Below are 13,308 nucleotides of genomic sequence, written 5' to 3'. Positions count from 1 at the left end.
TCATTCTTTTTCTGCAAGATAAGGATCAGCATAGCCCAATTCAGCTAAAATTTCCGTTTCTAGGCTCTCCATTTCTTCTGCTTCATCGTCTTCGATATGATCATAACCAAGCAGATGCAGACAGCCATGTACAACCATGTGCGCCCAATGCTCCTCAGCACTTTTTTGCTGTTCGATGGCTTCCTGTTCAACCACTTGACGACAAATAATCAGATCGCCAAGTAGAGGTAATTCTACCTCTGGTGGCGCTTCAAAAGGAAAAGATAACACATTTGTTGGTTTATCTTTCCCCCGATAAGTCAGGTTTAAATGGTGACTTTCTTCTTCATCAACGATGCGGATTGTCACTTCACTTTGTGGTTGAAACTTAGGGAGTACGGCTTCTAACCAACGTTGAAACAGTGCTTCATCAGGTAGCCCTGTTGTTTCTTCGCAAGCGAGCTGTAAATCAAGAATGACTTCACTCATTTAATTATTTCCTGCTTTTCTAACGCTTTTTGCTGTTCTTTTTCTTCTCTAATTTGTTGACGGCGTTTGTTGTCTTGTTCTTCCCATTTTTCATAGGCAATAACAACTTTTGCGACAACAGGGTGACGAACAACGTCTTCGCTGTGGAAGAAATTAAAGCTAAGTTCATCAACATCAGAAAGCACTTCAATGGCATGACGTAAGCCTGATTTATTACCGCGAGGCAAGTCGACCTGAGTAATATCCCCCGTGATGACGGCTTTTGAATTAAAACCGATACGGGTCAGGAACATTTTCATCTGCTCAATGGTGGTGTTCTGGCTTTCATCTAAAATAATGAAAGCATCATTGAGGGTGCGACCGCGCATATAAGCCAGTGGTGCTACCTCAATAACATTACGTTCAATCAGTTTTTCAACTTTTTCGAACCCTAGCATTTCAAATAATGCGTCATACAGTGGGCGCAAATAAGGATCTACTTTTTGACTGAGGTCACCGGGTAAAAAGCCAAGTTTTTCCCCCGCTTCAACAGCAGGGCGAGTCAGCAAAATACGCCGTACTTCTTGGCGCTCTAAAGCATCTACGGCGGCTGCAACGGCAAGGTATGTTTTACCTGTACCCGCAGGGCCAATGCCAAACGTAATATCGTGATCTAAAATATTCGCTATATATTGCGCTTGGTTTGGTGTGCGAGGCTTGATAACACCACGTTTGGTCTTGATATTAACGGCTTTACCATAATCTGGAATACTATCGGCAGCCTGCTCTAATACGCGGCTTTCAGAGATAGCAAGGTGGATTTGCTCAGGGTCAATATCGGGGATCACACCGCGTATTGGAGCGGTATCAACATACAATTGGCGTAAGATTTTACTGGCCGCTTGGATATTGAGTGGTTTGCCTGATAGCTTGAAACGGTTATCACGACGATTAATTTCAATCGCAAGTCTACGCTCAAGTTGCTTGATATTATCATCAAATGGCCCGCAAAGGCTCATTAAGCGTTGGTTATCTGCGGGCTCTAGAAAGATTTCTTGTGTTGCGATTTGCAACGGTTTTTTATCGGTCACTGAGTATCCTATCGTTAGGGTTGGTAACTACCAACACCAAGCTCATCTTCTTTACGAGTACGTGCGATGACAGAAGCGGGTGATTCGTGAACGCGCAAGCCCATTTGGTCTTCTGTGCGGATCACTTTACCGCGTAGTGAATTGGCATAAACGTCAACGATCTCTACATCAACAAACTTGCCAATCATATCAGGTGAACCTTCAAAGTTCACAACACGGTTGCTCTCTGTACGACCTGAAAGCTCCATAACGTTTTTACGTGAAGGGCCTTCGACTAAAATACGTTGTACCGTACCTAACATAGCACGGCTGTAGCTCATTGCTTGTTGGTTTATGCGCTGTTGAAGGAGATAGAGACGCTGTTTCTTCTCATCTTCGCTCACGTCATCGGGTAGATCAGCGGCTGGTGTACCTGGGCGTGGTGAGTAGATAAAGCTAAAGCTCATATCGAAGTTCACATCAGCGATCAGTTTCATGGTTTTTTCAAAATCATCATTGGTTTCACCAGGGAAGCCAACAATAAAGTCAGAGCTAATGAGAATATCCGGACGTGCTTTACGTAATTTACGGATGATAGCCTTGTATTCAAGTGCGGTGTGTGCGCGTTTCATTAATGTCAAAATACGATCTGAACCGCTTTGCACTGGCAAATGTAGGAAGCTAACTAGCTCAGGCGTATCTTCATAGACTTCAATGATGTCATCAGTAAATTCAATTGGATGGCTAGTCGTGAAACGAATTCTGTCGATACCGTCAATCGCGGCAACCAAACGAATTAATTCAGCAAAAGTACAGATTTCACCATCAAATGTTGCGCCACGATAAGCGTTAACGTTTTGACCCAATAGGTTTACTTCACGTACACCCTGCGCCGCTAATTGAGCAATTTCAAACAGGATATCATCACAAGGACGGCTAACTTCTTCACCGCGTGTATAAGGAACAACGCAGAATGTGCAATATTTATTGCAGCCTTCCATGATGGAGACAAAAGCGGTAGGGCCTTCCGCGCGTGGTTCTGGCAGACGGTCAAATTTCTCAATTTCAGGGAAACTGATATCGATAACAGGGCTACGGCTTCCTTTAACCTGATTAATCATTTCAGGGAGACGGTGTAGCGTTTGTGGACCGAAAACAATATCGACGCTTGGTGCGCGCTGGCGGATAAAATCACCTTCTTGAGACGCAACACAGCCGCCGACACCAATAATGATATCAGGGTTGCTATCTTTGAACGATTTCCAGCGACCAAGCTGATGGAAAACTTTTTCCTGTGCTTTTTCACGGATTGAACACGTGTTCAGCAGCAGTAAATCTGCTTCTTCTGGAATCTCAGTGATCTGATAACCATGGGTGCTTTCTAATAATGAAGCCATTTTTGATGAGTCATACTCATTCATTTGGCAGCCCCATGTTTTAATATATAACTTTTTATTCGTCGACATGTCTATATCCGGTGTTTTCGAAGTGGCTTAGTATAATGGACTCCGAAACGCGTTGTATACCCGTTATACTTTGAGCATAGAGCCTTTATGCGTAGTTGCTCGAAATATAATGGATATAAATCCAAAGTCCTGTCCCGTTTTGGGAAGGCGCACGCATTTTTGATCATAAACATCACTCTATGATATGAAAAATGCCAAAATAGCCTGAGTTAGTACCCAAAGGCTATGTAATACGCGGTCTCAAAGACAGGTTATCGCCTATTTTTTCAAGATTAACCTGTATTGTATTCATTTGCAGCATCAGTGACCAGAGTCTCTGAAAGAGATATTCCCTGTCAGCGTAACAATTTTTCGGTACACTACGTAAATCAAATAGTTAATAGTAGCTAATGTAATGAATAAATTAACAGAATATTATGATGTTGTCGTCGTTGGTGCGGGTATGACTGGTGCCGCCGCGGCTCTTGGGTTTGCTCAAGAAGGGATGCGAGTTGCATTACTGGAAAAAGCAGAGCCAACCGCTTTTGACGCCAATAGTGCTCCTGATGTCCGTATTTCTGCCATTAGCCGTTCCTCTGTCGATTTACTTAAACAGTTAGGTGCTTGGCAACATGTTGAAGCAATGCGCAGTGCGCCTTATCGACAACTTGAAACATGGGAAGAAGAAGGGAGCAACGTTGTTTTTGACGCCCATGATTTAGGGTTGCCTGAACTTGGTTTTATGGTAGAAAACCGAATATTGCAGCTGGCTCTGTGGCAGGAGTGCGAAAAATACGCCAATCTTGAACGTATTTGCCCCGCTCAATTACTGTATCTTTATCAACCTAAAGGCCAAAAAGAGTGGGTAGTCTCTCTGGATGATGGGCGTGAGCTACAAGCGAAATTAGTCATCGGTGCGGATGGCGCAAACTCCCAAGTACGTAAATTAGCAGGAATTGGCAGCCGTGGTTGGCAATATCGCCAGTCTTGCATGTTGATCACCGTCCAAACAGCAGGGCCGCAGCAAGATAAGACATGGCAGCAATTTTTCCCGTCAGGCCCTCGGGCATTTTTACCGCTTTATGATCATTGGGCCTCGCTGGTGTGGTATGACAGCCCAGCCAAAATCCGCCGATTACAATCAATGTCGATGGAGCAACTGACTGGGGCGATTACGGAAGCTTTTCCTGAGCGTTTAGGGGAAGTCACCGCATATGCTTCCGGCGCATTTCCGTTGACACGCCACCATGCGAATCGTTATGTGATTGAGGGGCTTGCGTTGGTTGGCGACGCCGCACATACCATAAACCCACTGGCAGGACAGGGGGTTAACCTAGGCTATCGAGATGTTGATGTTTTGCTGAAAGTGGTTACACAGGCAAAAGAGTACCTTGAACCTTGGTCTTCCGTAGAGGTATTAAAACGCTATCAACGTCGGCGCTTGCCAGATAACTTAGTCATGCAAGCGGGGATGGATGCATTTTATATGGCATTTAGTGAAACGCTACCCGGTTTGAAAATGTTAAGAAACCTTGGTCTTATGGCTGCTCAACGTGCCGGTGAAGCGAAGAAAATCGCATTAAAATACGCATTAGGATTATAAATTTCATCCTAAATAACCTAAGTTGCGGATAGAAATTGCATTAATGCCCAAGTTGCGATTAGAAAGTTTGACGAGAACCTCAATAATCGCAAGAACTTGGGCAATGATTAATATTGAAAAAATACACACCGACTCAAAGTCGTATGGATGATTACAGCGCAGATGATATGCGCTGTAATGACTTGAGCGGTAACCAACTTATTTGCAGTTAACAAATACGCTTCTTATTTTTTGCTAATATCCACCGGTTTTGGTTGGTCAGCTACAACATCAAAATTTTCTTCAGTAATAATTGAATCAATGCTTTCGCCTTTTGCGGCAAACGCATTGGCTAATTTTTCAGTATCTAACTCTTTTTCCCAACGAGCAACGACGATACAAGCACAAGCATTACCCACTAAGTTAGTTAGTGCACGACACTCAGACATGAAACGGTCGATACCTAGAATCAAAGCCATGCCTGCAACAGGAATGCTTGGCACCACCATTAGAGTCGCTGCCAAGGTAATAAAGCCAGCGCCTGTCACACCTGCTGCGCCTTTAGAACTGATCATTGCAACCAGTAACAGTGAGATTTGTTCCCAAATAGTCAGATCAATATTTGTCGCTTGAGCAATAAACAGTGCGGCCATGGTCATGTAGATGTTGGTTCCATCAAGGTTAAATGAGTAACCTGTTGGGATAACCAAGCCAACTACGGATTTTTCACATCCAGCATGTTCCATTTTTCTCATTAAGCTAGGCAATGCGGCTTCAGACGATGAGGTACCTAATACTAGCCATAGTTCATCTTTAATGTATTTGATCAGTTGAATGATCGAAAAGCCATTATATTTAGCGACAGCACCAAGCACTATCAGAACGAACAGTAATGATGTGATATAGAAGGTCATAATCAGCATCATTAAGTTGCCGATTGAAGAAATACCGTACTTACCTATAGTAAATGCCATAGCTCCGAATGCACCAATAGGAGCAAGTTTCATCAGCATGGCAACCATCTTAAAGACAGGCTCTGAGAAGTTTTGCAGTAATTTAACGATAGGCTCGCCATGCTTACCCGTTGCAGCAAGAGCCAAACCAAAAATGACGGCAATAAACAGTACTTGCAGAATATTACCGTTAACGAGCGGGCTAATAACGGTATCAGGAATGATATTCATTAAAAAGCCAACAATAGAGGATTCATGGGCTTTTTCTACATATCCTGCCACTTTACTGCTATCGAGTGTTGCTGGGTCAATGTTAAGCCCCGCACCGGGACGAATGATATTCGCGACAATTAGGCCGATAATCAGTGCGATGGTTGAGAAAGTGATGAAATAAAGCATCGCTTTCCCTGCAACGCTACCAACCGCCTTCATATTGCTCATACCGGCTATACCAGTAACAACGGTTAAGAAAATAACAGGTGCGATGATCATCTTAACAATTTTAATGAAAGCATCACCGAGTGGTTTTAAGGATTCTCCAATATCAGGGAAAAAGTGACCAAGTGCGATACCAAATAAAATGGCAACAATAACTTGGACATAAAGGATCTTATAGAGTGGTTGTTTTATAATGTTTTGCATAAATCTTCTCTGTAAAATATTGCATCACTGCAAATTATAATTATTAGGATTTGAGAACGTTTTTATTTTGGGAATGATAGGTTGGATGAAATTTGAGTCATGGCAGAAGGCAGAGTGCTCCTGACGCCATTAACCGAGTCTAACCAAAATTCACGCGGAGATTATCACTATTATTAGTTACGATAAAATGATTAAAGTCACATATTCGATAATGAAGTTATCTAAAGGTAAATAAAATTAACTAAGTGTTACTTTTCGAAGCTAAATGATAAGTGTAGATAACTATTCGAAAGTCAAAAATAGAGAAGTAAGATGAGATGATACAAAGAGGTCAAACAGGGAGTAGCAAGCGTCCAGAGCAGGCGTAGCCTAATCTTGAGATACTTTTCTGTACTGATAAGCGGAAAAGAGAAAAGATATCCATTTAGGCCATTCGGCTCGTTATTCTTTATAGTTATTAGTTATAACAAAAAGTTCAATTCACTGAATAAAGCCATCGTCTATAAGGTCATCATAAACATAGCTTATCCAGTGAATTGAATACGTGATTATAGCAGCTCAACAATACCTTTTTGACCGTCGACTTTAACACGCTGACCATTTTTAAGCGTATTCATCACACGACGGATACCCATAACCGCCGGTAATCCTAATTCGCGAGCGGTTACTGCGCCGTGAGAAAGCGGGCCACCACTTTCGGTGATAACGCCACTTGCTCGATAAAAAAGTGCTGTCCATGCAGGATTAGTGGTACGAGCAACCAAAATCGCGCCTTGAGGGAATTGGGCAAAATCTTCAGGCCCATGAACTAAAAAGACTTCACCTTCAACGGTGCCAGCGCTGCCAGCTAACCCTTTTAGGGATGACCCATCGTCTTCGGTTTCTTCTGATATTTCGCCATAAACCCATTGCGGTGTTGTACTTCTAGCCTGTTCATAGCCTGCTTTGTTGCTGCTTATATGTTGGCGTAATTCGTTAAATGCTTGAGTAGTTTCAGCGTTAATAGCGTCTGCTAACTGCTGTTCTTTCGCAAAATAGATATCCGAGGCTTGATCAATGACACCGCGGATCACCAAGCGCTCACCTAGGGCATGTAAGCCCCTGCGCATAGGTAAAGCCAGGCGAGTGGTTTGGTAATGCTCTAAATCATCTAATGCAGTGTATACCCGCGCCAACCTAATTAACTCTTGCATAAAATAACGCAACTCTTCTGGCGTTTGCGAGATGATCTCAAATTCGGTTTTTGACTGAGCAATTTTTTTACTTAACGCATCGCTGGTTTGTCCATCATTTTCTAAATCCGCCATTGCGCTTATTTGTGTAAGAACAATATGAGGGGCATCTAGCCATGTAGGGTGGTAGGCATCAAAGTCCATTTCACGATGACCATGGTTAGTTAAAAATGCGGTAAATTCAGTGAAAAAGTCGGGATGCGCTTGCTTCAATGTATCCATAATTGAATCTGCATCGATAGCTTTTAATAGCGCAAATAATTTCGCATCATGGCGAACAAGGCGTGATAAGCTCCATAATTCGTTATTCACTTGCCCTGTTTTGGTCTCTGACATTGCAATTAGACTATCAAGTGTCTTATGAGCTAACTGTTCATCCCCTTGATAAAGCATTTTCAGTAAGGCGATTAAGGCTGTGTATAATGAGCGTTGAGTAAGTGAAATCGCAATGTTCGGTAAAAAGTAATCAGAGCCTAATTTATTGATCCTTTGTATGTAATCCCACAGTTCACTCAATTTTTTCTCTTGGAGAGGCTCTTGGTTAAGGGCGCCAATTCCAATCAAATATCGGTCGAGGTCTCGCATCCAAGTAATAGGTAGCTCTTGTACCCATGCAAATTTACGGGCAATTTCAGGCAATGAAGATAAGAGAGTGGGTAAATCATTCATCATTGATGTAGGAAGACGGTTATGGTAAAGCGCAACGGCGTTTTGGTTACCATAAATATAATAATCTTTCATCGTGAACCATTTACCATTAAAGGAAGGTAGCCCCATTAAATTTAAACTGTAGTTCAAAGAGGCATGGAAACCCGCCTCACACATATCCCATGTCAAAGGTGTGATTGGATTAGGGAAACGTTCTGCCGACTCGTCGCGTGTCCAAATTGGGGCAATTTGAGTCACATTACGTGATTGTAATAACCATAATTGTTGGTCATGAAATGCCCACTCAATATCTTGAGGGAACTGAAAATATTGCTCTGCACGAATGGCGAGCTCGGCGACTGCTTGGCATTGTTCAGAAGTTAGTGTTGTTTGATTTTTGGCTGGGCTCACTAAAGGGAGTATGTCCGTTCCCTTATCAGTCATAACAATTGCACGCTGCTTCTCGGCGATTTCTTGGTGAACGATTTGCAAGGAATCGCGATCAACTTGGTATTCATCAATAGGCTCTTCACCACCAACAACGGTTTCTCCTAATCCAAAGGCAGCGTTAATCAGTACAGATGATAAATTACCCCGTACAGGATCAATTGAGAAGGCAACCCCGGCGGCTTCATTTTCACGTACGTCTACCATACGCTGTAATACAACCGCCATCGCGGCATGTTGATGGGGTAACTGTAAATGTTGTCGATAAAGCATGACATGGGTATGCCAAAGGGAAGCATAGCATTGGCGGATCGCATCATGAAGCGACGGGAGATCGCGTACGCCTAAAATAGTATCGTGTTGGCCTGCAAATGCGGCTCCTGGCATATCCTCTAGTGTCCCTGAAGAGCGCACAGCCAGAGGAACATGAGTTAATTGACTATCATGTAAGCGGGTTGATAACAGGGTGGTCAGGCTATCAGGCAATGGCGCCGAGAGTATGAGTTGTCGGATAGATTCGCTGGCATTTTGTTCATTGTCAGGGTGTTGAGCAAGGAGTGAACTAATTTGTCCAAATAAAGGGGAAATGAATTGCTTGTAGGCTTCGCAAGAGAGGATTAAGCCGTCAGGAACAGGGAGGGCTTGGATTGTTTTTGCCAAACTAGCCCCTTTACCACCACTGATAGCAATATCTGCCGCTTGAGTATCATTTAGACTATAGATGAGTTCCATTTTCCACCTTCTTTTTCTTAAATAGGAAATGCAGTACAAGTAATGCCAACAAAGCACCAACAATGACGTCGATACCGTAGTGGTAGTGAAGATAAATCGTTGCAACAATGAGACCTGCTGCTAAAGGGGTTAGGCACCATGCGATTTTTCGGTAGCCTATTTTGAATAAAAAACCAACGATATACAGGGTGATCCCTGTGTGTAAGCTTGGGAAAACATCCATTCCAGTGATCCCTTTTTCCACCATATCTGTCAGAAAAAGGGTTATTGCACCATTGTGGACAGGGTAAGTAAATAATGTCGGGAAAGCACCGTATGGCCCGACAGCAGGCAAAATGAAATAGCCAATAAATCCAAAAAAATACATCAACATTAAGCCCAAAAAGTAATGCTCAGAGGTGTTTTTTTTGCGTTGTAAAAAGAAAAATAGAGCACTACCAATGACTAAAAAGTAAAAGCTGAAATAACAAAAAGCAATTAACTCACTGAACCATGGGGCTTGAAGAGCGATCATATGCTCTGGAAGGCTTTTATTAAGCCAAAGATAACTGTCTATGGTGTATAAGAGATGATCCGCGCTCCATGAATAAAAATGAATTCGAATGGCTTTAAACAGTGGGAAGATGGACCAGCAAGCGATAAGTTGTAATAAACCTACCCAATAGAAACGCGGGGATTGCCATTTGGGAAGTTTGCTACAGGCGACTAATAGGATCCAAAAGATGCCGCCAGTGAGTACCGATGGCCAAAGAGTCTCTGTCAGATCTGAGCCAAAAACCCCAATGCACCCTAAAAGCCAGATAATAAATAATTGAATGGAAAATAGCCGATTAAATAAATGTAGATAGTGTGTTTTTAGCATGGAGCAGAGCCTTTGTATTGAATAATTTTATAACCAATAAAGGCACTGATAAAACTCGGAATAAGTACCGTAGGCCAGATGAAGGTAAAACAAGCAAGTAAGGGTAACCAAACTAAACTGGCTAATCCTCCTCCTAATATTTTAAAAAAAGTGATGGTGTTACGTGCATCGGCATAAGTCGCTGCAAACCGAGAGGCCAGTAAAATAGGAATAAAGATAAACATTAAAAAGAAGCCAAGCCAACGCCAAGTTGTACTGTGAGTTGAGGGGCGAGCGTCGGGAAGTAATTGGGGTGTTGGGTTGTGTTGGTAACGTAAAAATGCCTCTGCATAGGAATCGCCTTGCATGAAAGCGTGGCTAGCATACTGTTCAGCGTGTTTAAAGGTTTCTTCATCAGGGCAATTAACGGAAACATCATCCAGAGATTGTGAGATTTGAGTATGGATGCGTTTTTCCCATTCGCGATCGGACTCTTCATTTTCTTGGGCAGTAATCTGGATTGGTTTGCCAACATAGATTTCGGCATGACTCGCAAAGCGGTCGGGCATGGCATAAAACAGCCCTAATGGCACGATATTAAATTCAATCTGTTGAGAGAGTAAAGTGCGAATGATCCGTGCTGCACCACGTTGATAAGGCAATGGTCGGTGGCCCCATTCACTACTTCCCTCTGGGAAGAGAAACAGTGAGCCTCCTGCTTTGAGATGCTCAACACCTGCATCAACCGGGTTTTCGAAGCTGCTTGCACTGATCCCTAAGCGTTCTTTATCTTTTTTGCGTACGACGGGAATACCCGTGAAATAAAGGCGCATGATAAAGCTATTGAGCAGTTGGATGGATGCGAGTGCTTGCCCCAGTGGAGAGACTTTTAAGGTTAAATAGCCATCAAAGGCACTGTTGCGATGACTACACAAAAAGAGAGTTGGTTTATTAGTTTGCTGTAGTGGCACATGACCGACAAGGGAGCAATTTGGGTAGTATATGCGACGAATAGTTGATGAAACTATGCGGTAATAAAGGGGCAATGGCTTCCCTGCAAGAACTAAAGGTACTTCTTTATTTTGACCCATGAGACTTTTTTACCTTTGTGTATACCTGAAAAACACACATAAAATTCGAATAATCAATCTTGCCAGTGTCACATTAAATTGCGACATCATAAGTGTTTAGCTGTTTATCATTATGTATGTTTATCTACGGATAAAGTTATATATGAGCTCACTTAATACATATTTGAGATAAGTCCGAACGGAAAGCCATCTTAATCAGCACGCTTTTTGATTTAATGTCGCAATATCAAAAGCGAGCGTGCGTAAATTAGGAATATGTCCAACTAATCCTCGGTGAGTACGAGCTTGATTAATAAACACATAATTTTCACCTAATGGCGGTGTTTCTGTTTCACATAAAATGGGGTGCTCCCATCCTTTAAGTAAACCATCGATCGGAAGGTGGTCATCGCCTTTGGTGAGCGCCTGTTCAACTAAATTAGGGTAGTGCTTTTGTATCGCTTTTGCGTTCAAAAATAGTTGCCCTTGGTCATAGACGGCGCATTTGACTGTTTGATGGTTATCACTCAAAAACCAGGTTTGAGAAACTGACTGTTCGGCGGCATGGCGTATAGACACACATTGACTAAAGGCTTTTGCACTCATTAGGTTATTTGCTAGCTCTTCACGTAGGTGTTCCGTGGAGGCAGAGATATTGGCTGTGGGTGAGCGATAAGGGCCGAGAGAGAAGCTTTTCCAGCATTCTTCATCATAAATATCAAATTCTTCGACTAGATTACCTTTTTTATCTATGACTTGAGGAGAGCTAGGAAGCAGCTGGTAGGCACTAGGGCAACTGGCAATATCATCAGCAGAAAACCCATGAAAGAGTTTCCCTGCTGGGTAATACCCCGATTGAATCAAGGCTAAAGATTGAAATGTTCCAACCCAAGGAGGACCAAAAGCATACCATTTAGCAATGCTGTCGCGATTTTTTTGTGTTGCCGATTGTTGTAGATAGTAGCGGATCGCACAGTTTGATGATGAATGAGCAATCAGTAATATTTTTTGCTGCTCCCCATAACGTTGTTTTACTTGATGGATTTTGGCGTCAAGTTGAGCGGCTAAATGGCGGTGATCTGTGCGCCAATCATATGCAAGGAAAAATAGGTCAATACCATCGCGATAGCCTAATGCTTTTTCTAAGAGCTGCTTTAACGGTGCGGTGATTAAATTCTCGATTAAACCAGGAATAACTGAGAAGCTGTGTAGTTGTTGGACACCAATATGAGCAGCGGAGTCCGTATATTGATAATGATTCTGTCGAATTAAGCTACGATAGTCTCCCCAAATTAAGGTTTTTTTCTGCCTATCGCATAACTGACTTCCTAAAATACCTGGTAGGTAAATAATGGGCAAATTCAGTGTATGGTTAATTAATCCAGCATGACGCAGTTGTTTTGCAATGGCTGCTATCTTAATCGCGTAATAAGCCCGATTTAACGGCATAATTCACATCTCTTATTGAAAACATGAAAATGAGAAAAGTGCTAATTAGAATGAGAGTAAAATAAAAGTTAATTGCACTTTTCCAGATTGTAATATTCGTTTTTCTCTTCTACTTGTTCGTTTACCTATGCGCGAAACTGGATTGGTATCACTAAGAAGTTGTAGAGCAGCTCGGGCATACCGTTCGAGCAATTTGAAATATCTTTTATAATATACTTTTTTCAGGTGTGATAGATATTTTGTGTCATTTCAGTAAACACATTAAAAAGGAATGATGCATGGCACAATCTTTCATTTTCGGTAAAATCCTAAAAGTATTTTAAGAGGATAGTATTTTGACTTCATTGATTAAATAACGCAATGACGCCACATTATCTGCGGAACCCGTCGAACAACAAGCCTAGTGAAGCTCATATGGGGAATGTTGGAGTAAAGATCTCATGTGACATAAGGCTGCTTTCGAATCTCAACAAGTGAGAAAGCACCAAACTAAGATATTGAATAAAATTGACTACGAGCACACTTCTTTTATTTTCAGCACAAGCCATTCAAATAGTTACTGAAAAATTGAGAATACTGATCGGCTCTTTTTTATCTTTAATGTATTACTGTGAAATATTGTCAAATGTAATACCGTAAATGTTAATCTTCTTTGTTATTAAAAAATAGGAGTGTGAAGGATAGTGTTAAGCTCATTGTTTTTTTACTCGTAAAAAAGAGCTATGATAATTACTTGGAAGTAAAAAACTA

At 42.0% G+C, this 13,308-nt stretch carries 10 protein-coding genes; 2 read left to right on the top strand and 8 right to left on the bottom strand.

From position 1 onward, the window contains the following. From ybeY to miaB, 3 genes are all read right to left on the bottom strand, one after another. Complete coding sequence (gene ybeY / locus PR699_RS08235) at positions 1 to 468, bottom strand: rRNA maturation RNase YbeY (protein ID WP_004917654.1); 468 nt, start codon at positions 466 to 468, stop codon at positions 1 to 3. Further along, entirely contained in the window at positions 465 to 1,466 is a 1,002-nt protein-coding gene (locus PR699_RS08230; protein ID WP_223854883.1) for a PhoH family protein, read from the bottom strand. The genes ybeY and PR699_RS08230 overlap by 4 nt, the downstream gene beginning before the upstream one ends. 86 nt (positions 1,467 to 1,552) lie before the next feature. Next, positions 1,553 to 2,983 carry a tRNA (N6-isopentenyl adenosine(37)-C2)-methylthiotransferase MiaB gene (miaB, locus tag PR699_RS08225; protein ID WP_004917657.1) on the bottom strand — a complete coding sequence of 477 codons (1,431 nt, stop codon included), beginning with the start codon at positions 2,981 to 2,983 and terminating at the stop codon, positions 1,553 to 1,555. Between the two features lie 394 nt (positions 2,984 to 3,377). Between miaB and ubiF the strand changes: the two genes are divergently transcribed. Both ubiF and PR699_RS19690 read left to right on the top strand, forming a co-directional pair. Continuing rightward, positions 3,378 to 4,565, top strand: coding sequence for a 3-demethoxyubiquinol 3-hydroxylase (gene ubiF, locus PR699_RS08220; RefSeq protein ID WP_014657726.1), 1,188 nt, complete (start codon positions 3,378 to 3,380; stop codon positions 4,563 to 4,565). 113 nt (positions 4,566 to 4,678) lie between these two features. Then, positions 4,679 to 4,777 (top strand): DUF3289 family protein, encoded by a 99-nt coding sequence (locus tag PR699_RS19690; RefSeq protein WP_219996624.1) that lies wholly within the window; start codon positions 4,679 to 4,681, stop codon positions 4,775 to 4,777. 12 nt (positions 4,778 to 4,789) lie between these two features. On the opposite strand, the gene PR699_RS08215 is transcribed toward PR699_RS19690, so the two are convergent. The 5 genes from PR699_RS08215 to PR699_RS08195 form a co-directional block, all read right to left on the bottom strand. Next, positions 4,790 to 6,139, bottom strand: coding sequence for a dicarboxylate/amino acid:cation symporter (locus PR699_RS08215; protein ID WP_004917663.1), 1,350 nt, complete (start codon positions 6,137 to 6,139; stop codon positions 4,790 to 4,792). A gap of 548 nt (positions 6,140 to 6,687) precedes the next feature. Then, positions 6,688 to 9,198 (bottom strand): PEP/pyruvate-binding domain-containing protein, encoded by a 2,511-nt coding sequence (locus PR699_RS08210; RefSeq protein WP_014657727.1) that lies wholly within the window; start codon positions 9,196 to 9,198, stop codon positions 6,688 to 6,690. Next, a complete protein-coding gene (locus PR699_RS08205; RefSeq protein WP_272572884.1) occupies positions 9,182 to 10,060 on the bottom strand; it encodes a phosphatase PAP2 family protein in 879 nt (292 codons plus the stop codon). Before PR699_RS08205 ends, PR699_RS08210 begins: the two co-directional genes overlap by 17 nt. Then, positions 10,054 to 11,130 carry a lysophospholipid acyltransferase family protein gene (locus tag PR699_RS08200; protein WP_004917668.1) on the bottom strand — a complete coding sequence of 359 codons (1,077 nt, stop codon included), beginning with the start codon at positions 11,128 to 11,130 and terminating at the stop codon, positions 10,054 to 10,056. Before PR699_RS08200 ends, PR699_RS08205 begins: the two co-directional genes overlap by 7 nt. Before the next feature lie 195 nt (positions 11,131 to 11,325). After that, positions 11,326 to 12,558, bottom strand: a complete 1,233-nt coding sequence (locus tag PR699_RS08195) for a hypothetical protein (protein ID WP_272572883.1) — start codon at positions 12,556 to 12,558, stop codon at positions 11,326 to 11,328. Between the last annotated feature and the right edge of the window lie 750 nt (positions 12,559 to 13,308).

Origin of the sequence: Providencia sp. PROV268, from assembly GCF_028477805.1 — a bacterium.
Taxonomy (GTDB): Bacteria; Pseudomonadota; Gammaproteobacteria; order Enterobacterales; family Enterobacteriaceae; genus Providencia; species Providencia stuartii.
The sequence above is the reverse complement of the archived record's forward strand: the minus strand, read 5'-3'. Positions and strand labels throughout refer to the sequence as shown.